Annotated in this window: 19 protein-coding genes; 10 read left to right on the top strand and 9 right to left on the bottom strand. The window is 69.0% G+C overall.

Translation table 11 applies throughout. The features are described 5' to 3' along the window. Positions 1-445 precede the first annotated feature (445 nt). Positions 446-1,519, bottom strand: coding sequence for a COX15/CtaA family protein (locus tag KHC24_RS11690; RefSeq protein ID WP_213363453.1), 1,074 nt, complete (start codon positions 1,517-1,519; stop codon positions 446-448). Positions 1,520-1,688: 169 nt separating this feature from the next. Here KHC24_RS11690 and KHC24_RS11685 point away from each other — a divergent pair, with 169 nt between their 5' ends. Continuing rightward, a complete protein-coding gene (locus tag KHC24_RS11685) occupies positions 1,689-1,949 on the top strand; it encodes a DUF2842 domain-containing protein (RefSeq protein ID WP_213363452.1) in 261 nt (86 codons plus the stop codon). A 28-nt stretch (positions 1,950-1,977) separates the two neighbouring features. Here the strand turns inward: KHC24_RS11685 and KHC24_RS11680 are convergent, their stop codons facing one another. The 5 genes from KHC24_RS11680 to tpiA form a co-directional block, all read right to left on the bottom strand. After that, a complete protein-coding gene (locus tag KHC24_RS11680) occupies positions 1,978-3,396 on the bottom strand; it encodes a tyrosine-protein kinase family protein (RefSeq protein ID WP_246546730.1) in 1,419 nt (472 codons plus the stop codon). Positions 3,397-3,600: 204 nt separating this feature from the next. Then, complete coding sequence (locus tag KHC24_RS11675) at positions 3,601-4,470, bottom strand: VOC family protein (protein ID WP_213363451.1); 870 nt, start codon at positions 4,468-4,470, stop codon at positions 3,601-3,603. A 144-nt stretch (positions 4,471-4,614) separates the two neighbouring features. Next, complete coding sequence (locus KHC24_RS11670) at positions 4,615-6,243, bottom strand: CTP synthase (protein WP_213363450.1); 1,629 nt, start codon at positions 6,241-6,243, stop codon at positions 4,615-4,617. Between the two features lie 116 nt (positions 6,244-6,359). After that, entirely contained in the window at positions 6,360-6,761 is a 402-nt protein-coding gene (secG, locus tag KHC24_RS11665; protein WP_213363449.1) for a preprotein translocase subunit SecG, read from the bottom strand. A 235-nt stretch (positions 6,762-6,996) separates the two neighbouring features. Further along, a complete protein-coding gene (gene tpiA / locus KHC24_RS11660) occupies positions 6,997-7,755 on the bottom strand; it encodes a triose-phosphate isomerase (protein ID WP_213363448.1) in 759 nt (252 codons plus the stop codon). Positions 7,756-7,946: 191 nt separating this feature from the next. Here tpiA and KHC24_RS11655 point away from each other — a divergent pair, with 191 nt between their 5' ends. Together KHC24_RS11655 and trpE are read left to right on the top strand one after the other, a co-directional pair. Beyond that, positions 7,947-9,839 carry a SurA N-terminal domain-containing protein gene (locus tag KHC24_RS11655; RefSeq protein WP_213363447.1) on the top strand — a complete coding sequence of 631 codons (1,893 nt, stop codon included), beginning with the start codon at positions 7,947-7,949 and terminating at the stop codon, positions 9,837-9,839. Positions 9,840-9,864: 25 nt separating this feature from the next. Further along, entirely contained in the window at positions 9,865-11,379 is a 1,515-nt protein-coding gene (gene trpE, locus KHC24_RS11650; RefSeq protein WP_213363446.1) for an anthranilate synthase component I, read from the top strand. A 244-nt stretch (positions 11,380-11,623) separates the two neighbouring features. On the opposite strand, the gene csgH is transcribed toward trpE, so the two are convergent. From csgH to KHC24_RS11635, 3 genes are all read right to left on the bottom strand, one after another. Beyond that, on the bottom strand, positions 11,624-11,923 hold the full coding sequence (csgH, locus tag KHC24_RS11645) for a curli-like amyloid fiber formation chaperone CsgH (protein WP_213363445.1): 300 nt from the start codon (positions 11,921-11,923) through the stop codon (positions 11,624-11,626). Positions 11,924-12,006: 83 nt separating this feature from the next. Further along, positions 12,007-12,369 carry a hypothetical protein gene (locus KHC24_RS11640; protein WP_213363444.1) on the bottom strand — a complete coding sequence of 121 codons (363 nt, stop codon included), beginning with the start codon at positions 12,367-12,369 and terminating at the stop codon, positions 12,007-12,009. Positions 12,370-12,554: 185 nt separating this feature from the next. Next, positions 12,555-13,736, bottom strand: coding sequence for a helix-turn-helix transcriptional regulator (locus tag KHC24_RS11635; RefSeq protein WP_213363443.1), 1,182 nt, complete (start codon positions 13,734-13,736; stop codon positions 12,555-12,557). A 712-nt stretch (positions 13,737-14,448) separates the two neighbouring features. On the opposite strand from KHC24_RS11635, the gene KHC24_RS11630 reads away from it, so the two are divergent. From KHC24_RS11630 to KHC24_RS11600, 7 genes are all read left to right on the top strand, one after another. Beyond that, positions 14,449-15,057, top strand: coding sequence for an anthranilate synthase component II (locus KHC24_RS11630; protein ID WP_213363442.1), 609 nt, complete (start codon positions 14,449-14,451; stop codon positions 15,055-15,057). Positions 15,058-15,097: 40 nt separating this feature from the next. After that, on the top strand, positions 15,098-16,120 hold the full coding sequence (gene trpD / locus KHC24_RS11625) for an anthranilate phosphoribosyltransferase (protein WP_213363441.1): 1,023 nt from the start codon (positions 15,098-15,100) through the stop codon (positions 16,118-16,120). 5 nt (positions 16,121-16,125) lie between these two features. After that, the gene (gene trpC, locus KHC24_RS11620) at positions 16,126-16,941 is read left to right on the top strand and encodes an indole-3-glycerol phosphate synthase TrpC (RefSeq protein ID WP_213363440.1); all 816 of its coding nucleotides are present in this window, start codon (positions 16,126-16,128) and stop codon (positions 16,939-16,941) included. 4 nt (positions 16,942-16,945) lie between these two features. Then, the gene (gene moaC, locus KHC24_RS11615) at positions 16,946-17,440 is read left to right on the top strand and encodes a cyclic pyranopterin monophosphate synthase MoaC (protein ID WP_213363439.1); all 495 of its coding nucleotides are present in this window, start codon (positions 16,946-16,948) and stop codon (positions 17,438-17,440) included. Positions 17,441-17,442: 2 nt separating this feature from the next. Next, positions 17,443-18,678, top strand: a complete 1,236-nt coding sequence (locus tag KHC24_RS11610; protein WP_246546728.1) for a molybdopterin molybdotransferase MoeA — start codon at positions 17,443-17,445, stop codon at positions 18,676-18,678. Between the two features lie 58 nt (positions 18,679-18,736). Next, on the top strand, positions 18,737-19,123 hold the full coding sequence (hpxZ, locus tag KHC24_RS11605; protein ID WP_213363438.1) for an oxalurate catabolism protein HpxZ: 387 nt from the start codon (positions 18,737-18,739) through the stop codon (positions 19,121-19,123). A 158-nt stretch (positions 19,124-19,281) separates the two neighbouring features. Continuing rightward, entirely contained in the window at positions 19,282-19,980 is a 699-nt protein-coding gene (locus tag KHC24_RS11600; protein ID WP_213363437.1) for a GntR family transcriptional regulator, read from the top strand. The last annotated feature ends 7 nt before the right edge of the window (positions 19,981-19,987 follow it).

Here is a 19,987-nt window from a genome sequence, read left to right as displayed (position 1 = left end):
TATGAATCAGCGATTACCTCGGATGGGAATCCTGAATGTCGATCCGCTCTAGCCGTATGACAAGCAGAGCCAACCGCCAAATGTCGGCTCCCTAACCATTCCGACGAACGACCGCGCGGCGAAATCGAACGGGCAGCCCAGACGGCGGCTCCGGCAATTCCGACGACTCGCCGCACAGCAAGCGGAGCCCCGCCGCCGGATGACCGCCCGCCACAGTTCCGACGAGCCGCCGCGCGGCAATGCCGAGTTGATCGCCCGGTTCGGCTGGCCTCGCATCGCCTCGCTCGCCTCGCATCACCGGCACCGGGCTGTCCCGCAGTTGCCAGGAAGCGGCGATTTGGGCCGATCGGCGGCGTCCCTAGCGCTGCCGATGCGGCTTCCCGCGCGGGTCGGAGCGGTTTCGGGCCGCGCCGGCGACGGCGTCGCGCGGGCCGCTCTCCCGGCCTCAGCCGGTGCCCCGCAGGCGCCGCAGATGCAGCGTGGCGGCGATGAGCACCAGAGTGGCGCCGAACTGATGCGCCAGCGCGATATCGATCGGCACCTGGTGGATCAACGTCAATATGCCGAGCAGCGCCTGCGCCGCCACCAGCCCGACCACCAGCGCCGCCCGCCCGGCGGCGGGGCCGCCGCCGCGCAGCGCCAGCCAGTTCACCACCGCCAGCGCCAGCACGGTGTAGGCCATCATGCGATGGTTGAACTGCACGGTGAGCACGTTCTCGAACAGGTTGCGCCACGCCGGCTGCTGCACCAGCAGGTTCGCCGCCGGCGGGATGAAATGCCCGTCCATCAGCGGCCAGGTCGTATAGGTGAGGCCGGCGTCGAGGCCGGCGACCAGGCCGCCGAGAAAGATCTGCACCAACACCGCCAGCAGCAGCGCCCAGGCCAGAGGCACGGCAAACCGCACGGCTCGCGCCTGCGGGGCCGCCGCCCGGCCGGCCCCCACCGGCCGCAAGCCATCGGCCACCGCCACCGTGGCGGCGAGGATGACGCAGGCGAGCGTCAGATGCGTCGCCAGCCGGTACTGGCTGACATCGACCCGCCCGACCAGGCCGGACGCCACCATCCACCAGCCGACCGCGCCCTGCAGCCCGCCGAGCAGGAACAGCCCGCCGAGCTTCCAGCGCAGCGGCCCGGTGACCAGCCCGCGCCACAGGAAATACAGGAACGGCAGCAGGAAGACGAAGCCGATCAGCCGGCCGAGCAGGCGGTGCCCCCACTCCCACCAGAAGATGGTGCGGAACTCGTCGAGGCTCATGCCGCGGTTGATCTGCTGATATTGCGGGATCTGCCGGTACTTCTCGAACTCGGCCTGCCACGCCGCCTCGCCGAGCGGCGGCAGCGTGCCGGTGACCGGCTTCCATTCGGTGATCGACAGGCCGGATTCGGTGAGCCGCGTGGCGCCGCCCACCACCACCATCAGCACGATCAGCGCCGCCACGGCATAGAGCCACAGCCGCACCGGGCGCAGGCGATCCGCCGCCGGCGCGGCGGAAACATCGACGGTGCCGGAAAGGGCCATGAGCTGCTCCTGCCATTTCGCGCCCCGGCATGCCGCAGCGGCAGACCGGCGCCAGACCGGGTTTCAACCCGGCGCGGGTTTCAACCCAGCGTCGGAGCGGATATAGCTCGCAGCGCGCCCGCACAACCGGGCGAATTGTCCCTGAGATCACTTATCGGGCACCCCGCCTATGGACCACCGCGCCTCCCGGCCCCCGAACCGCACGACGCTGCCCCCGCGCCTGCGCAAGCTGATCGGCACCTGCCTGATCATCCTCTTGGTGATCGTCTGGGCGCTCGGCGCCATGGCGCTGGCGCAGGGACGGGTGACGACGCTGTCGGCTTTCTGGCAGTTCGTCGCCTATGTGGTGCTGGGCATCGGCTGGGTGGTGCCGGCGGCGCTGCTGATCCGCTGGATGCAGAAGGGCGACAGCAAGCCGGAAACGCTCTGACGCCGGGAGCCTAGCCGGAGCCGCCTCCTCACGCCGCGTGCGGCAGGCGGCCGGGCACCGGATCGGCGAAGGTGACCATGGCGATGTCGCCGAAGCCACGCGCGGCCAGAGCGTCGAAGGCCTGCACCGCATCGGTGGTGCGCGCGCCGGGATGGGTGACGAGGATCAGCGTCGGGCTCTGCGCGGCGATGCGGGCCGATTCCTGCAGCACGCCCAGCGGCGGCGCCGCCACCACCACATGGTCATAGGTCTGCTCCAGCGCCCGCAGGATCAGCCCCAGCCGCTCGGAGGCGACGAGACCATCCGCCTCGCGGGCACCGCGGCCCGGCGGAATCACATGGCAGCGCGAGGCGGTCTCGCGGTGGATGGCGTCGGAGAAGCTGGCGACGCCGAACAACAGGTCGGTGAGGCCCGGCGCCCGCGGATCGGCGGTGAGCTCGGACAGCGCCCCGGCGGTGACGTCAAGGCAGACGATGACCACCCGCTTCTCGCAGGCGGCCAGCGAGCGACCGAGCGCCAGCGCGCAATGCGCGGTGCCTTCATCCGGCGACGGGCCGGTGACGACGACCAGCCGCGCCGCCGCGCCGCGCAGCCGCACCAGACGGGACAGGTCGGCGAGCTCGCCGTCGCGGCCGAGACGCGAGCGGGTGCGCTTCGGCAGTTCGTCCGATTCGTCCTCCAGCCGCGAGCCGATCCACGGCAGATGCTGGACCGGCGCCTGCGGCACCTCGCCCGTCGCCGGGTCGGACGCTGCCTGCGCCCGTTCGCCGCGGGGACGGCGACGCCAGATCGCCTGCAGCAGGAAGGTCAGCGCGAAGCCGAGGGCGCCAGCCCCAAGCCCCCATTGCAGCGGCGACAGGCCGAGCGCCTGGCGCGGCGGCAGGGCGCGCGACAGGCTGACCGGCGCGGCGACATCGCCGAACACCCGGCGCAGCTCGACATAGGATTCGCCGAAGGCATTGGCGACGTCGGCGGCCAGCCCGCTCTCGGCGGCGGTGAAGCCGATGGCGGCGCGCCCGTCGGCGGAGGTGGTGAGCCGCAGCCCGGATTCGATGGCGCGCAGGGCGCGTTCGTCATCGAGCGGCGCGGCGGCCAGCGCCGCCGGGAAGGACAGCCACGCCGCCAGCCCGCCCGGTGCCGCGAGCCGCGCGCCGATCCCGGTGCGATGCAGCACCTGCCGGGCGAATTCGCGCGAGGTGATGACCTGGAACTGGCTGCGCCGGGCGGCGCCGGCGCGGGCGTCGAGCGGCCAGCCCTCGACCCGCAGCCGCGCCTCGGCGAAATAGCGCGGCTCGACGCCCTGATGCACGAGACCGCCAGCGAGAAGACCGAGGAGGAGCGGCGCGGCAAGTCGGCGGCGGACGCCACGCAGCGCACGGCGCAGCGCCGACGCCGGCTTCGCGGCCGGTGCCGTCTGCTCGCGGGCGCCGGACACCGGGGCGTCCATGGCCTTGTCGCCATCATCCATCATCCGGCCATTAGACCGGAGACCTAGTTTCCACCGCGTTAAGGAAAGCCGCCGGATCGGCAGCCGCGCAGAGCCTCAGCTATGCAAGGTGCCCTGCTGCCGGGCCAGCGACGCGGCGCATCGAAGCACGGATCGCCGGCGGGCGGGTCAGGGGCGAGCGCGGGGGAGAAGGCGAGCCGCCGATCAGGCGGCGGGCTCGAACACCAGCATGGCGCCGAGCGCCGCCTTGGGGCCGACGACGATGACGCCCTCGATCTCCTCGGCGGTCATGCGGCTGGAGCCGAGGCGCCGGCGGGCGCGGTCGATGTCCTCCACCGCGAAGCGGACGGCCGCCAGGCGCAGGCCCGGCCCGGCGGGAGCCGCAACGTCGAAACGGTCGCTGAACAGCTTGCTGCTCAACACCTCCACCCGGCCGCGCGGCGTCTCGGCGATGTACCAGCCATCCACCGCGCGGCGGAAGCCGGCGCCGGTGAACACCGAGAGGAAATCGAGGTGCTGGGCGGGATCCTCGGCGGCAAGCACCACACCGGCGACGCCGGTGGTGCCGTTCATGTGGCGCTGAAGGTCCGGCGCCCAGAAATTCTCCGGCCGGCGCTGGGTGCAGGTGAAGAAGCCTGTATGCGGGGACAGGGGATCGCGGGCGAAGGCGAGCGAGAACGCCACCTCGACATCGCTGCCGTCCGGCCGCTTGGCGGTGCGGGCGAAATCGAACAGATCGAGGCCGCCAAAGCCGGCGGCGTCGAACTCCGCCTTCTCGGCGGCGGGGTCGCGGCCCTCGAGGACCAGCAGCGACAGGCCCGGCCCCTGTTCGGCGAGGAAGTCGCGGTTGAAGGCGCCGAAGGAGAACGCGGTCTCGCCATGCGGCGGGATCAGCTCCGGCTCGGCGATCTCCAGCAATTCGAGGAAGAAACCGGGGGTCTGGACGATGCGGTTCTGCGTGCCCCAAGGATGCCGGTTGCGCGCCCCGACCGTGAAGCCAAGCATGTCGTAGAGCTCTCCCGCCGCTTCGAGATCGCGGACGACATGCACGACGTGATCGAGGCCACGGATCATGGGGCTTCTCCTCCGAACCCTCCCCGATCAATCGAACCGACGGCGCGACCGACCGGAAAGCATCCTATTGCCAACAGGATGGAGCACGTTCTTCCACGAGAATCTTACCCCCGCGAACCGGCTCCAGCGGATGGGGCCCCGCCGTCAGACGAGGCGACTTTGCACCATCGCCGCCCCGATGAAGGAGGCGAAGAGCGGATGCGGCTGGAACGGGCGCGACTTCAGTTCCGGGTGGTACTGCACGCCGATGAACCAGGGGTGGTCGGGGTATTCGATGATCTCCGGCAGCAGCCCGTCCGGCGAGGTGCCGGAGAACAGCATGCCGCAGGCCTCCAGACGCTCGCGATAGCGCAGGTTCACTTCATAGCGATGACGGTGGCGCTCGGAAATCTCGGTGGCGCCGTAGACCTGCGCCACCCGGCTGCCCTCCGCCAGCGCGGCGGGATAGGCGCCGAGCCGCATGGTGCCGCCGAGATCGGTGTCGAGGCCGCGCGTCTCCAGCTCGTTGCCGCGCAGCCACTCGGTGAGCAGGCCGACCACCGGCTCCGGCGTCGAGCCGAACTCGGTGGAGTTGGCCTCGGCGATGCCGGCGAGATTGCGGGTGGCCTCGATCACCGCCATCTGCATGCCGAAGCAGATGCCGAGATAGGGCACGCGCCGCTCGCGGGCGAACTGCGCCGCGCGGATCTTGCCCTCGGCGCCGCGCTGGCCGAAGCCGCCGGGGACCAGGATGCCGTGGACATGCTCCAGGAACGGTGCCGGGTCCTCGCGCTCGAAGATCTCGCTCTCGATCCAGTCGAGATTGACCTTCACATTATTGGCGATGCCGCCATGGGCGAGCGCCTCGATGAGCGACTTGTAGGCGTCCTTCAGCCCGGTGTACTTGCCGACGATGGCAATAGTCACCGCGCCTTCGGGATTGCGGATGCCGGACTGGATCTTCTGCCAGCGGGTGAGATCCGGCTCGGGCGCCGGCTCGATGCCGAAGGCGGCCAGAACCTCGGTGTCGAATCCGGCCTCGTGATAGGTCGCCGGAACCGCATAGATGTTGTCGGCGTCGCGCGCCTCGATCACCGCGCTCTCGCGCACATTGCAGAACAGGCCGAGCTTGCGGCGCTCCTCGCGCGGAATCTCGCGGTCGGTGCGGCAGAGCAGGATGTCCGGCGCGATGCCGAGCGAACGCAGCTCCTTGACCGAATGCTGGGTCGGCTTGGTCTTGAGCTCGCCGGCCGAGGGGATGTAGGGCAGCAGCGTCAGGTGCACATAGATGCAGTGCTTGCGCGGCAGTTCCTGCCCGACCTGGCGGATGGTCTCCAGGAACGGCATCGCCTCGATGTCGCCGACCGTGCCGCCGATCTCCACCAGCACGAAGTCATACCCCTCATTGCCGGAGAGGATGAATTCCTTGATGGCGTTGGTGACATGCGGGATCACCTGCACCGTGGCGCCGAGATAGTCGCCGCGCCGCTCCTTGTTCAGGATTTCCTGATAGATGCGGCCGGTGGTGATGTTGTCCTGCTTGTTCGCCGAGCGGCCGGTGAAGCGCTCGTAATGGCCGAGATCGAGATCGGTCTCGGCGCCGTCATCGGTGACGAAGACTTCGCCGTGCTGATACGGGCTCATCGTGCCCGGATCGACGTTGAGATAGGGATCGAGCTTGCGAAGCCGGGTCTTGTAGCCGCGGGCTTGCAGCAACGCGCCAAGGGCGGCGGAAGCCAGACCCTTGCCGAGCGAGGACACAACGCCGCCTGTGATGAAAATGTAGCGCGCCATGGAGTTCGGTTTCTAACTGCGAAAACGCGATTCGGCGAGGGCCGTCTTGACCGGACAACCCTCGCCTGTGGAGAAAAGAGCGAAACGGAGCGGCGGGAACGGCCCGCCGCCGGGGATCACTGCGACTGCGGAACCTGCGGCGCGGCGGGAGCGGCCGGAGCCGCCGGAGCGGTGCCCGGCGCCGGCTGGGCGCCCTGAAGCTGCTCGAGCACATTGCCGCCCGGCGCCGCGGGCGCGCCCGAAGGCAGCGTCGTCGGCGTGGTGAAGATCGAGGACGGGCCGCGCCCCCAACCCGCCAGAATAGTGAGGCTGAGGCTGGTGATGAAGAACAGCCCCGCCAGGATCGCCGTCGCACGGGTCAGCACGTTGGCGGTGCCGCGGGCGCTGAAGAAGCCGCCACCGCCGCCACCACCGCCACCGCCGATTCCGAGTCCGCCGCCCTCCGAGCGCTGGATCAGCACCACGCCGATAAGAGCCAGCACCACCATGAGGTGGATGATGATGAGTACGGTCTGCATCTGACGCCTTCAAAATCAGTAACGGCGGCGGACGAAACGTCGCCGCCGGCTTTTGTCGGTCGGGTTCCTACACGATCACGCCCGGCATTTCCAGCACGCCACGGAAGGGCGGCGAAACCATCCCGCCCGCCCTGGACGCCGACGGCGCAACCACGGTTCGCCGAACGAAGTTAAGGCCTTTGTTCCCACGCGGCTTCTTCACGCCGGGCGATGCCGCCCCGCGCGAGACCGCGTCCTAGATATAGGCACTGGCGATCGCGATGAAATCCCCTGCCTTCAGGCTGGCGCCGCCGACCAGCGCGCCGTCGACATCGGCGACCGCGAGGATCTCGGCGGCATTGGCCGGCTTCACCGAGCCGCCATAGAGGATGCGGATGCCGCCGCCCACCCCCTCGCCGAAGCGCGCCACCAGCGCCGCGCGGATGGCGCCGTGCATCTCGGCGATGTCGTCCACGCTCGGGGTGAGGCCGGTGCCGATGGCCCAGACCGGCTCATAGGCGATGACGAGATTTTCCGCGGTGGCGCCGTCGGGGATCGAGCCGGCGAGCTGCACCCGCACCAGATCGAGCGCGACGCCCTCCTCCCGCTGCTGGCGGTGCTCGCCGACGCAGACCACCGCCACCAGCCCGGCGCGCCAGGCGGCCAGCGTCTTGGCCCGAACCGCGGCATCGGTCTCGCCATGATCGGTGCGGCGCTCGGAATGACCGAGAATCACCGCGCTGCCGCCGGCATCCAGGATCATCTCGGCGGCGATGTCGCCGGTATGGGCGCCCTGGGCATTGGCATGGCAATCCTGGCCGCCGACCGCGACGCCCGAGCTGCCGGCAGCGGCCGCGAGCGTGGCGATCAGCGTCGCCGGCGGGCAGATCATCAGGTCGGTGCGGGCGCGCAGGTCTCCGTCATAGGCGGCCACCATCCGGTCGAATTCCTGCAGGGATGGCTTCAGCCCGTGCATTTTCCAGTTACCGGCGATCAATGGACGGCGCGTCGTCATGAAAATACCCGCTCCTTCAAATACCCGCAGTTTCAAGCCTATTTACCCCGCGTAACAGACGCGACCAAACCACGCAAATGCCTGCATGTGCGGCGTTGCGACACCACCGCGCCATCCCTATGATGCGCGCCTTTCGCGACCCGGGCCGAGACTCCCGGGTTTTTGCCGGCCTACGCCCGACGAGAAAAACGATGCTGCAGACCCTGCGCAAGAGCGCCTCCGGAATTGTCGCCAAGGTCCTGATGGGACTCCTCATCATCAGCTTCGGCATCTGGGGCATCGCGGATGTGTTCCGCGGCTTCGGCGGCCAGACGCTGGCATCGATCGGCTCGACCGAGATCAGCGTGCCGGAGTTCCAGCAGCTCTACCAGCAGCGTCTCCAGCAGATCTCGCAGCAGCTCAAGCAGGGGCTGACCCCGGATCAGGCGCGCGCCTTCGGTATTCCCGACCAGGTGCTCAACGAGCGGCTGGGCGAAGCGGCGCTCGACGAGGCCGCCCGCCGGCTCGGCCTGTCGGTCTCCGACGCGCAGGTGGTGGAGCGGGTGCAGCAGAACCCGTCCTTCTTCGGCCCCTCCGGCAGCTTCGACCACAATTACTTCCTCCAGCTGCTGCGCTCCAACGGCTTCACCGAGCCGCGCTTCGTCGAGGCCGAGCGCCGGCTGGCCCAGCGTCAGCAGCTGATCCAGTCGCTGGCCGGCGGGATGGAAGTGCCGCAGGTGCTGAAGGACGCGGTGAAGCGCTATGAGAGCGAAACCCGCTCGGTGAACTACGCCATTCTCGGCGCCGCCAATGTCGGCCCCTTCGCCGAACCGAGCGAGGAGCAGCTGAAGGGCTTCTTCGACGCCCGCAAGGCGGCGTTCCGCGCCCCGGAATTCCGCAAGATCAGCCTGCTCGCCCTCACCCCCGAGGCGTTGGCGGGCAAGGAGGAGGTCTCCGACGCCGATGTTAAGGCGTTCTACGACGCCAACCAGGCCCGCTTCGGCACGCCGGAGCGCCGGGTGATCGACCAGATCGTGTTCCCCAACGCCGACGAGGCCAAGGCCGCCGCCGACAAGATCGCCGCCGGCACCTCCTTCGCCGACATCGCCGCCGAGCGGAAGCTGGAGGCCAAGGACACCGCGCTCGGCACGGTGACGCGGGCCGACATCTTCGACGCCGCCATCGCCGACGCCGCCTTCGCGCTGGCCGCCGAGGGCACCAGCGGCGTGGTGAACGGCCGCTTCGGCCCGGTGATCGTGCATGTCGGCGCCATCACCCCGGCCGCGGTGCAGCCGCTCGCCGAGGTATCCGCCGACATCCGCAAGGAGCTGCAGCTCGACGCCGCCCGCCGGGCGATGCTCGCCGCCTATGACAAGATCGAGGACGACCGCAACGCCGGCGCCACCCTGGCCGAGGCGGCGTCCAAGGCCGGGCTGACGCTTCAGGCGCTCGACACCAATGCCCAGGGCACCGCGCCGGACGGCACGGCGCTCCCCGCCATCCCGGCGCGCTCGGACGTGCTGCGCCTCGCCTTCGCCACCGAGGTCGGGGCGGAGAACGACCCGATCACCCTGCCGCAGAATGCCGGCTTCGTCTGGTACGAGGTCACCGACGTCGCCGCCCCGCGCGACCGGACCTTCGAGGAGGCGCGCGCGCAGGTGCTCGCCCGCTGGAAGGAGGACGAGACGGCGCAGGCGCTCGACGTCAAGCTCGCCGAGCTGAAGAAGAAGATCGCCGACGGCGCCGCCTTCGACCTCACCGTCGCCGATGCCGGGCTGGAACTGCGCACCGCCAACGGCCTGCGCCGCGGCCGCGCCAATGAGGGGGTGCCGCAGGATGCCGTCGCCGCCATCTTCGATGCCCGCGACGGCGCGGTCGGCAGCACCACCCTGCCGGGCGACGACCGGCTGCTGTTCAAGGTGACCAGCGTCAGCCTGCCGGAGAGCGCGCCGCAGAACGACAAGATCATCGCCGATATCGGCCAGAGCATGCAGAACGACCTGATGACCGAATATCTGGTGCAGCTGCAGAGCGACCTCGGCGCCAAGATCAACCGTGCCGCCCTCGACCAGATCGTCGGCGTGCCCGGCGAAGCGGTGAACTGAGCCGGCGGGAAACGAGAACCTTGCGATGAACCTCAATCCCGATGCGGAAGCCTTCGCGAGCGCCTATGCGCGCGGCGAGGCGCAGGTGGTCGGCGAAACGCTGGTCGCCGATCTCGAAACCCCGGTCTCGGCCTATCTGAAGATCGCCGCCGACCGGGCGAACTCCTTCCTGCTCGAATCGGTCGAGGGCGGCGCCACCCGTGGGCGCTACTCGATGATCGGCCTCGATCCCGACCTGATCTGGCGCTGCCGCCACGGCAAGGCGGAGATCAACCGCCGCGCGGCGCTCGCCCCCGACGTCTTCGAGCCCTGCGCCCAGCCGCCGCTTGTCGCGCTCAGGGCGCTGGTGGAGGAATCGCGCATCGCCCTGCCCGACGGCGCGCCGCCGATGGCGGCCGGCATTTTCGGCTATCTCGGCTACGACATGGTGCGGCAGATGGAGCGCTTGGCCGACGCCAAGCCCGACCTGCTCGGCGTGCCGGATTCCATCTTCATCCGCCCGACCGTGATGGTGGTGTTCGACGCGGTGCGCGACGAGGTGACGGTGGTCACTCCGGTGCGGCCGGCGGCCGGCGTCTCCGCCTCCGCCGCGCTTGAGGCCGCGCATGAGCGTATCGCCCGGGTGGTGGCGGCACTCGAGGACGCCCTGCCCGCCCAGGCCGCCGAGGACGCGCTGCACCAGCTCGTCGTGCCGGTCTCCAACACCGAGCCGGAGGCCTATCTGGCGATGGTGGAGCGGGCGAAGGAATATATCCGCGCCGGCGACATCTTCCAGGTGGTGCTGTCGCAGCGCTTCGACGCGCCGTTCACGCTGCCGCCCTTCTCGCTGTACCGTTCGCTGCGGCGGATCAACCCGGCGCCGTTCCTCGTCTATTTCAACTTCGGCGGCTTCTCCATCGTCTGCTCCTCGCCGGAGATCCTGGTGCGGCTGCGCGACAACACCGTCACCATCCGCCCGATCGCCGGCACCCGCCGGCGCGGCGCCACCCCGCAGGAAGACAAGGCGCTGGAGGCGGAACTGCTCGCCGATCCCAAGGAACGCGCCGAACACCTGATGCTGCTCGACCTCGGCCGCAACGATGTCGGCCGCGTCGCCGCGATCGGCACGGTGGAGGTGACGGAGAGCTTCTTCATCGAGCGCTACAGCCAGGTGATGCACATCGTCTCCAATGTCGAGGGCGACCTCGACCCGAAGCACGACGCGCTGGACGCCCTGGCCGCCGGCTTCCCGGCGGGAACCGTCTCGGGGGCGCCGAAGGTGCGGGCGATGGAGATCATCGACGAACTGGAGCGCGACAAGCGCGGCATCTACGCCGGCGCCATCGGCTATTTCGGTGCCGACGGCGAGATGGACACCTGCATCGTGCTGCGCACCGCCGTGGTGAAGGACGGCAAGATGCATGTGCAGGCCGGCGCCGGCATCGTCTTCGACTCGGTGCCGGAGAGCGAGCAGCAGGAATGCGCCAACAAGGCCAGGGCGCTGTTCCGTGCCGGAGAGGAGGCTGTGCGCTTCGCCGCGCGGGCGGGCCGGGGGCAGTGAACGAAGCGCTCCCGCGCAACCGGCACCGGGAGCGCCGGGGATCTGCCTGAAGCAGCCGGACAACCGGCTGGAAAGCGATGGCACCGGCAGCCGGCGGCGGTGGAAGGCCGCCGGCGATCAAGGCCACCCGAGGACATCGGCCTCGGGTTCCCCGGCGCCGCCGGGTTCGCCCCGGACGGTAGGCAGCCTAGACGCGGACCGCAACTCGAAACGATAGACCGGCCGGCGGCTGCGATACTCGCGATTACGATTTGGAGGTCGTGCAAACCAGCTTGCCGTCATGGGAATAGACCTTCAGCTGCGCGCTCCAGCCGGCTGCGCCGACATAGGCCGTCGCCAGCCGCCCGTTTTCGAGGTCGCCGGCCTCGAACTCGCCGCCCTGGCGCGAGGTCGACACGTTGTCGGATACCCCCGACCGGACGACCAGCACGTATTGTCCCTTCTCGACCAACTGGCCGTCGAGCACCGCCTCAAGCTTGACGAAGCCGTTCCTTTCCACCGCCTCGATATGGCACGGTGGTATGTTGGCAGCTGCTACGATCATCTTGCTTTCTCCTCCCGAAACCACTGCGGCCGACGGACACTCATCGATGACCGTCGGCCGCCCGATGGTTCTGGACGTGTCGTTCAATGCTGCACGATCACCGAGGAATTGCCCTTGCCCACCTGGGTGGTGGTGGCATCGTTGTACTTGCCGAACTGCAGGGTGCCGGAGACGTTGCCCTTGCCGGCCTGCACCGTCAGGGCGTCATTCTTCTTGCCGAACTGGCCGATGCCGGAGACGTTGCCCTTGCCGGCCTGCAGCGACACCGCATCGTTCTTCTTGCCGACCTGGCCGATGCCGGAATAGTTGCCCTTGCCGACCTGGCCGATGCCGGCCCTGTTGCCCTTGCCGGACTGCGAGACATCGGCCTCGTTGCCAGCAGCATAAGCGGTGGGAATCGCGACCAGAACAAAGGCGGCGACGCACAATACAGAAGTGATTTTCATGGCTTATCTCCTTGGGTTTCCCGTTTATTAACGGCACCAGGAAAATAGCTATGACTATACAGACATACTCGACCGAAATTCGACCAACCTTCTGGAAGATACCGGCATCATTCCCACTCAAATCCGCATAGATGTAATCAAACAGCCTTAGAATATGGTCTGCTCATACTATGCCGATGGCGCAGCTACATGAAGAATGAGAGCTGCGACAGCAGGTTCAGCAGCTGAGGCTGCCGGTGCAGTCCAAGCCGGTTCATCGCCGAAGCCAGCTGGTTGTGAACGGTGTTCTTGGAGACCTGCCGCGCCTGGGCGATCTCGGTGCTCGATTCACCGCTGGCCAGCGCGCAGGCGATGCTGGCCTCAGTGGCGCTCAGGCCGAGCACCATGCGGACGGCATCGGGCTTGAGGGAGTCGTTGCGGCCCAGTTCACGGATGCTGAGAAGCGCGACGCGCTCCGGCAACGAGACCGCCACCTTGAAAGGCACCGAGTTGTGGCCGTTGCGGGTGGTGACGGCGAGGCTGACGATCCAGCCATGCGGATCGCAGCCGCGATGAATCCAGACCACCCGGCGATCGATCCGCCCGACGAGGATCGCATCGAGCGACCCGTGGATCTCCTCCGCCAGCGCCGGGTTGTGAATTTCCAGCTCGCCGTCGGATATGCCGATATCGGGATTGTCGGTGACCAGGGCGATGAAGGCCCGGTTGGCCTGAACGATCTTCAGATCGGACCGGACCAGCGCCCGCGGGGTCGGCGCATTGGTGAAGATGAACTCCATCCGCTCCGCCACCTCGCGCTGGCGCACCAGCTCGCGGTGGGTTTTGAACGAGAGCTGCAGATAGGGGAGGATCGACATCACCTCCTCCTTCTGCTTCACCCAGGATCGGTTGGCATTGTTCGGATGGATGAGGAACAGCGCGAAGCGGCGCTGCCCTTCCCGTGCGATCAGCACGCCCCATATCAGCCCGTGATCGCCGAACGCATCGCACAGGGCGCGCGCTTCCGGCCGCACCACGACATCGCGCAGCTCGACCTCGAATGTCCCGCCCTGACCCAGCGATTGGGTGGCCGTATCGAAGAAGGACACGATCTCCGGACACAGCAGCGTCGCCTTCGGCGCGCCACGCGCAATAACGGCGGCCCTGTCGCCGTCGCAAGGGCCGTGGCCATTGCCGTTGCCGTTCCCGTTGCCGTTGCCGTTGCTTTTGCCGTTACCGTTGCCCAGGCCGATGAAGAAGCCGACCTGCGCGCCGGTTCTCGCCAGCAGACTGGCCAAAACCTCGTCCCAGAGATCGGGCGAGATGGGCGCTTCCTGAATGGCAGGGACGATCGAACTCAGCCAAGAGCCGGCCTCAACGTCGGACATCAGGGCCCCCCGCCTGCATCAGCTACCGGGGCACAAGATGTCGGGTCGCCCCAATCCCGTACCGATTTAGAACTAAAATGAAATGAATTCAAGAGCAATTTACATATATGTGCCGTAACGTTACGGCAGCTCGCTATGTTTACGTCGCTGTCGACCCCTTCCGCCCCCGTATCGGCGAAAGCATTACTTGGCTCGACGCGCGAACAAGGCGGGTACATGGCAGCTCTCGACCACCGGCATGGATTACCGGCGCATATATTCCCTAGCGGAAGATGCTATCAGTGGTTGCAGGATAGCCCGCGCGCACTGCCGACGCCGCACCGCAGGGGTAGGGCACCTGAACAAGTTTTGCGCAACTTGCCTAGATAATCATCCCAATTCCAAACGAACCATATGCGGGCGAATCCGTATTGCCGAGCCGAAACACGGCGCGGTAGTGGCAAGCCGGCCTTGCTATCTCCGCGACTTGACCCGATACCCGAACGCATCCTAAGTATTTCACCGGACAATTCGAAAATCGCCGCGAAGCTGGAAATCGCGGCGATCATGGTGGCAAGTCCGCGGCAGGACGGCAGAGTGGCGATGAATAGCGAGTGTGGCGAGCGATGGCGTGGCGGGCGTTGACATGCTCGCCAGGTGCGGCTTGACCCCGCGCCACCTCGCATCCTAGAGCTTCCCCAAGTCGGAAGCTCGCCGCTCGAACGGACCCGCGATGATCCTCCTCGTCGACAATTACGACAGCTTCACCTGGAACCTCGTCCACTATCTCGGCGGGCTCGGGGTGGAGGTGGACGTGCGCCGCAACGACACCCTCACCACCGACGAGGCGCTGGCGCTGAAGCCGGAAGCCATCGTCATCTCCCCCGGGCCGGCGACGCCCAACGAGGCCGGCATCTGCCTCGAGCTCATCGCCCGTGCCGCCGGCGAGGGCGTGCCGGTATTCGGCGTCTGCCTCGGCCACCAGGCGATCGGCCAGGTATTCGGCGGCGAGGTGGTGCGCGCGCCGCTGCCGCTGCACGGCAAGATGAGCGACATCCATCATCGCGGCGAAAGCGTGTTCCGCGGCATCAACGGCCCGTTCAAGGCGACGCGCTATCATTCGCTGATCGTACAGCGCGACACCCTGCCCGCCCCGCTCGCCATCACCGCCGAGACCGAGGACGGGTTGATCATGGGGCTCTCCCACAGGGAGCTGCCGGTGCACGGGGTGCAGTTCCATCCCGAGAGCATCGCCTCCGAGCACGGCCGGACTATCCTCAAGAACTTCCTCGACCTCGCACGCGCCTGGAACGCCGGCCCCCGCCGTTCGCGCGCAGCCTGAGGCGCGAGCAAAGATAAAAGCGGGAGCGGAAAGCGGGAACATGGAGAATCTGAAGGCCGTCATCGGCAAGATCGCCACCGGGGCCACGCTGACGCGGGCGGAGGCGGCGAGCGCCTTCGACATCATGATGTCCGGCGAGGCCACCCCCTCGCAGATCGGCGCGGTGCTGATGGGCCTGCGGGTGCGCGGCGAGGATGTCGAGGAGATCGCCGGCGCGGTCTCCACCATGCGCGCCAAGATGCTGCGCGTCGTCGCCCCGCCCGGTGCGGTCGATGTGGTCGGCACCGGCGGCGACGCGTCCGGCTCCTACAACATCTCGACCTGCGCCGCCTTCATCGTCGCCGGCACCGGCGTGCCGGTGGCCAAGCACGGCAACCGGGCACTGTCCTCCAAATCCGGCGCCGCCGACGTGCTCACCGCGCTGGGGGTCAACATCGACCTCTCGCCGGCCGGCATCTCCCGCTGCATCACCGAGGCCGGCATCGGCTTCATGTTCGCCCCGGCACATCACCCGGCGATGAAGCATGTCGGGCCGACGCGGGTGGAGATGGGCACCCGCACCATCTTCAACCTGCTCGGCCCGCTGTCCAACCCCGCCGGGGTGACGCGGCAGATGGTCGGCGTGTTCGCGCGCGGCTGGATCGAGCCGCTCGCGCAGGTGCTAAAGACGCTGGGCTCCGAGCGGGCCTTCGTGGTGCACGGCTCGGACGGGCTCGACGAGATCACCACCACCGGGCCGACCTATGTCGCCGAGCTCAAGGACGGCAAGCTGGCCAGCTTCGAGATCGAGCCCGAGCGCTTCGGCATCGCCCGCGCCACCCCGGAGGCGCTGAAGGGCGGCGATGGCGAGGTCAATGCGCTGGCCCTGCGAGCCGTGCTCAACGGCGCCAAGAACGCCTATGCCGACATCGCGCTGTTGAACGCCGCCGCCGCGCTGGTGGTGGCCGGCAAGGCGGAGACGATCGGCGAAGGGCTGGAACTCGCCCGCTGGAGCCTCTCCGGCGGCCATGCGGAAGCGGCACTGTCCCGGCTGGTCGCCGTCTCCAACGACATCGAGGACTGACGGCGATGGCGGATATTCTCGAGACGATCGGCGCCTATAAGCGCGAGGAGATCGCCGCGGCAAAGCTGAAGGTGCCGCCGGCCGAGATCGCCGCCCGCGCCGCGAGCGCCCCGACGCCGCGCGGCTTCCTCACGGCCATCGAGGCCAAGATCGCCGCCGGCAGGACCGCGCTGATCGCCGAGATCAAGAAGGCCAGCCCGTCCAAGGGGCTGATCCGGCCGGATTTCGATCCGCCGGCGCTGGCCAAGGCCTATGAGGCCGGCGGCGCCGCCTGCCTCTCGGTGCTGACCGACATCCCCTCCTTCCAGGGCGCGCCGGAATTCCTCACCGCCGCGCGGGCGGCCTGCGCGCTGCCGGCGCTGCGCAAGGACTTCCTCTACGACACCTACCAGGTGATGGAGGCGCGCGCCTGGGGCGCCGACTGCATCCTCGTCATCATGGCCTCGGTCGACGATGCGCTGGCGCGCGACCTGGTGGACGCCGCGCACGGCCTCGGCATGGATGCGCTGGTCGAGGTGCATGACGATGCCGAGCTCGACCGGGCGCTGGCGCTGCCGGCGCGGCTGGTCGGCATCAACAACCGCAATCTGCGCAATTTCGAGGTGACGCTGGCGACGTCCGAGCGCCTCGCCCCGCGGATCCCGGCCGACCGGGTGATCGTCGGCGAGAGCGGCATCTTCACCCCCGACGACATCGCCCGGCTGGCCGGCTTCAACATCCGCACCATCCTCGTCGGCGAGAGCCTGATGCGGAAGGACGATGTCGCGGCGGCGACGCAGGCGCTGCTTGCCGGCCCCGCCCCGCAGCGCGCGGCGGGCTGAGGCCATGGGCGACGCCGCGGACCCGCCGAAGCTCTCGCATCTCGACGCCGCCGGCGCCGCCAACATGGTCGACGTCGCCGACAAGGCGGTGACCGACCGCATCGCCGTCGCCGAGGGCCGGGTGGTGATGCTGCCGGAAACGCTGGCGCTGATCGAGAGCGGCAACGCCAAGAAGGGCGACGTGATCGGCACCGCGCGGCTCGCCGGCATCATGGCCGCCAAGCGCACCCATGAGCTGATCCCGCTCTGCCATGCGCTGCTGCTCTCCAAGGTGGCGGTGGAGATCGAGACCGACGCCGCGATGCCGGGGCTGCATGTGCGGGCCAGCGTGCGCACCGCCGGGCAGACCGGCGTCGAGATGGAGGCACTGACCGCGGTGTCGGTCGCCTGCCTCACCATTTACGACATGGCCAAGGCGGTGGACCGGGGCATGCGGATCGAAGGCATCCGGGTGCTGGAGAAGGCCGGCGGCCGCTCCGGCCATTGGCAGGTGTCTTAGCCATGGCGAAGCCCGCGCTGATGCCGGTCGAGGAGGCGCTGGACCTCCTGCTGTCGCAAGCCGAGACGCTGCCCGCCGAGACCGTGCCGCTCGATGCGGCGCTGGGGCGGGTGCTGGCGGCGCCGGTGGTGGCGGGGCGGACCACGCCGGGCCGCGACGTGTCGGCGATGGACGGCTATGCCGTGCGCGCTGGCGACGCCACGCTTGGCGCGGTGCTGGAGGTGGCGGGCGAATCCGCCGCCGGCCGGCCCTATCCCGGCACGGTTCCGCCCGGCGGCGCGGTGCGGCTGTTCACCGGCGCGGTGGTGCCGGACGGCGCCGACGCGGTGGTGATCCAGGAGGACACCTCGCGCGACGGCGCCCGCATCCATATCAACGAAGCGGCGACGCCGGGCCGGCACATCCGCAAGGCCGGCGGCGATTTCCGCCAGGGCGAGACGGTGCTGAAGGCCGGGCACCGGCTCACCGCGCGCGACCTCGCGCTCGTCGCCGCCTGCGATCTGGCGCAGGTTGAGGTGTCCCGGCGCCCGCGCGTCGGCCTGCTCTCCACCGGCGACGAGCTGGTGCGGCCGGGAATGGGCGCGCAGGCGCACCAGGTGATCCTGTCCAATATCTACGCGGTCGGCGGCGTCGCCCGGCAGGCCGGCGCCGAAGTGACCGACCGCGGCATATTGCCGGACCAGATGGAGGCGACGCGCGAGGGCATCCGCGCCGCGCGCGACGCCGGGCTCGATGTCCTCGTGACCTCCGGCGGCGCCTCGGTCGGCGACCATGACCTCGTCGCCCCGGCGCTCACCGCCGAGGGCGCGGCGCTGGCGGTGCACAAGATCGCGCTGCGGCCGGGCAAGCCGCTGATGTTCGGCGGCTTTCCCGCCGCGCAGGGGATCGGCACACACATACTCGGGCTGCCGGGCAATCCGGTCTCGGCCTATGTCTGCGCCCTGCTGTTCCTGCACCCGCTGCTGCGGCGGATGCAGGGCGAAGCCGGGATCGGCGGGCTGGAGCTGGTTGCGGCCGAGCTTGCGGTCGACATGAAGGCCAACGACCACCGCATGGACTTCATGCGCGCCGAGATCGTCGGCCGCCGCGCCGGAATACCGCTGGTCCGGCCGATGCCGGTGCAGGATTCCTCGATGCTGAGCCTGCTCGCCCGCGCCGGCGCGCTGCTGGTGCGCCGGCCGCACGCCACCGCCGCCAAGGCCGGCGAGCCATGCGAGATTCTGCCGCTGGAGGATTGACCCCGCGCCGTTGAGGCTGTGTGCTGGCCGACGGTAAGATGCGAGGAATTTCAGGGCGATGGACATCAATATCCCGGACGTGCTGGCCGAGGTCGAGGCGGCGTTCGCCCGCTACGAGCAAGCGCTCATCAGCAATGACGTCGCCGCGCTCGACGACCTGTTCTGGGACGATCCGCGCACCATCCGCTATGGCGGCGGCGAGAACCTCTACGGCATCGCGGCGATCCGCGCCTTCCGCGCCGGCCGCTCGCCGCACGGGCTGGAGCGCAGCCTGGACGGCACGGTGATCACTACCTATGGCCGCGACATGGCCACCGCGGCGACGCTGTTCCGCCGCGCCTCGGCCCCCGGCAAGGTCGGCCGGCAGATGCAGACCTGGATGCGTACCGCCGGGGGATGGAAAGTCGTCGCCGCCCATGTCAGCCTGATCGCCGAACCGGCGTGAGCACCGAATCCATCTCGAACCCGCGTGAAACCAGCCTGCCGTGAACCCTATAGCCTGCCGTGAGCCGATGACCCGTTCCCTCGCCCCTCTCGCCGCGCATGATGCGGTCGTGTCCGTTCTCGCGGCTACATTGCCGCGCGCCGGCCGGCGGGGCTGACATGTCGCTTCCCGATAGTCCCATCGTCGTCGCCGCCCCGGCCGGAGCGTCCCGGCTCGGCCGCAAGACCCGCGCCGAGGATATTCGCGAGCAGGTCGCCGACGAAATCACCCGCGGCCTGCTGCCGCCCGGCACGCTGCTGGACGAAAGCGCGCTGGCGTCCCGCTTCGGCGTGTCGCGTACGCCGGTGCGCGAAGCCATCCGCGAGCTCGCCGCCTCCGGCTTGATCGATGCCCGCCCGCATCGCGGCGCCATCGTCGCCCGGCCGAGCTTCGAGCGGCTGCAGAACATGTTCGAGGTGATGGCGGAACTGGAAGCGCTGTGCGCCGGGCTCTGCGCGCAGAACATCGCCCCCGCCGAGCGGCGGCGGCTGGAGATCCTGCATGCCGAGATGGGCGAGATGATGCGCCTCGGCGACTTCGCCGCCTATCGCGAGGCCAACGAGCAGTTCCACACCTCGATCTATGCCGGCGGGCACAACGACTATCTGGTCGAGCTGACGCTGGCGACGCGGCAACGGCTCTCGCCGTTCCGCCGCGCGCAGTTCCGCGCGCTGGGACGCCTCGCGTTGTCGCATCAGGAGCATGACCGCGTCGTCACCGCGATCCTGCGCGGCGACCGCGACGGCGCGGCCGCGGCGATGCGCGACCACATCTCCATCGTTCACGACGCGTATGAGAAATACGCGCAACTGATCTGATAATACT

Source organism: Ancylobacter defluvii (genome assembly GCF_018390605.1).
GTDB lineage: Bacteria > Pseudomonadota > Alphaproteobacteria > Rhizobiales > Xanthobacteraceae > Ancylobacter > Ancylobacter defluvii.
Note: the sequence above shows the minus strand (reverse complement) of the source record. Positions and strands in the feature narration are given on the sequence as shown.

Coding starts and splice junctions, on each gene's coding strand:
- tpiA (WP_213363448.1), bottom strand. CDS start 7,755: ATGACGACGCGCCGTCCATTGATCGCCGGTAACTGGAAAATGCACGGG.
- KHC24_RS11690 (WP_213363453.1), bottom strand. CDS start 1,519: ATGGCCCTTTCCGGCACCGTCGATGTTTCCGCCGCGCCGGCGGCGGAT.
- secG (WP_213363449.1), bottom strand. CDS start 6,761: ATGCAGACCGTACTCATCATCATCCACCTCATGGTGGTGCTGGCTCTT.
- KHC24_RS11655 (WP_213363447.1), top strand. CDS start 7,947: ATGCTGCAGACCCTGCGCAAGAGCGCCTCCGGAATTGTCGCCAAGGTC.
- KHC24_RS11600 (WP_213363437.1), top strand. CDS start 19,282: ATGTCGCTTCCCGATAGTCCCATCGTCGTCGCCGCCCCGGCCGGAGCG.
- KHC24_RS11675 (WP_213363451.1), bottom strand. CDS start 4,470: ATGATCCGTGGCCTCGATCACGTCGTGCATGTCGTCCGCGATCTCGAA.
- KHC24_RS11635 (WP_213363443.1), bottom strand. CDS start 13,736: ATGTCCGACGTTGAGGCCGGCTCTTGGCTGAGTTCGATCGTCCCTGCC.
- KHC24_RS11685 (WP_213363452.1), top strand. CDS start 1,689: ATGGACCACCGCGCCTCCCGGCCCCCGAACCGCACGACGCTGCCCCCG.
- hpxZ (WP_213363438.1), top strand. CDS start 18,737: ATGGACATCAATATCCCGGACGTGCTGGCCGAGGTCGAGGCGGCGTTC.
- trpC (WP_213363440.1), top strand. CDS start 16,126: ATGGCGGATATTCTCGAGACGATCGGCGCCTATAAGCGCGAGGAGATC.
- KHC24_RS11640 (WP_213363444.1), bottom strand. CDS start 12,369: ATGAAAATCACTTCTGTATTGTGCGTCGCCGCCTTTGTTCTGGTCGCG.
- KHC24_RS11610 (WP_246546728.1), top strand. CDS start 17,443: ATGGCGAAGCCCGCGCTGATGCCGGTCGAGGAGGCGCTGGACCTCCTG.
- KHC24_RS11630 (WP_213363442.1), top strand. CDS start 14,449: ATGATCCTCCTCGTCGACAATTACGACAGCTTCACCTGGAACCTCGTC.
- KHC24_RS11680 (WP_246546730.1), bottom strand. CDS start 3,396: ATGGACGCCCCGGTGTCCGGCGCCCGCGAGCAGACGGCACCGGCCGCG.
- csgH (WP_213363445.1), bottom strand. CDS start 11,923: ATGATCGTAGCAGCTGCCAACATACCACCGTGCCATATCGAGGCGGTG.
- trpE (WP_213363446.1), top strand. CDS start 9,865: ATGAACCTCAATCCCGATGCGGAAGCCTTCGCGAGCGCCTATGCGCGC.
- trpD (WP_213363441.1), top strand. CDS start 15,098: ATGGAGAATCTGAAGGCCGTCATCGGCAAGATCGCCACCGGGGCCACG.
- moaC (WP_213363439.1), top strand. CDS start 16,946: ATGGGCGACGCCGCGGACCCGCCGAAGCTCTCGCATCTCGACGCCGCC.
- KHC24_RS11670 (WP_213363450.1), bottom strand. CDS start 6,243: ATGGCGCGCTACATTTTCATCACAGGCGGCGTTGTGTCCTCGCTCGGC.